This is a genomic window from Frankia gtarii, from assembly GCF_025403375.1.
Taxonomy (GTDB): Bacteria; Actinomycetota; Actinomycetes; order Frankiales; family Frankiaceae; genus Frankia; species Frankia gtarii.
Window position 1 is genome coordinate 1 of record NZ_JAMPTM010000632.1, and the last position, 415, is coordinate 415.

Annotated in this window: 1 protein-coding gene; it reads right to left on the reverse strand. The window is 75.9% G+C overall.

What is annotated here, in order from left to right; genetic code table 11:
• Window positions 1-415, reverse strand: a 415-nt coding sequence (locus tag NBZ83_RS32675) for a lytic transglycosylase domain-containing protein (RefSeq protein WP_261576573.1), incomplete at both ends; no start/stop codon positions are given.

Sequence of the window (415 nt, forward strand, 5' to 3'; positions counted from 1 at the left end):
GCCGTGGCCTCGGCTCGAGGTGGGGCGTCGGTCGCGGCGTGGCCGGTGGTGTACCCGGCGGTCCAGGCGAGGACGGCGTGGACGTAGCTGGTCGAGGGGTTGTAGCTGTAGATCGCGGCGCGCAGCTGGGCGGGGTCGGCGAGGTCGTGGCCGTGCTGGCAGAGGTAGCCGGCGGCGGCCAGGGCGGCGTCGTCGACGTTGTCCGGGTCGGCGCGGCCGTCGCCGGAGTTGTCGCGGCCGGCGCTGGCCCAGGTGGTGGGGATGAACTGCATCGGCCCGACGGCCCGGTCGTAGCGGGTGTCGTGGTCGAGGGCACCGCGGTCGGTGTCGCGGATGAGGGCGCGGCCGTCGTGGCCGTCGAGGGGCGGGCCGAGGATCGGACGGGTGAGGGTCCCGTCGGGGGTGAGGGCGTGAC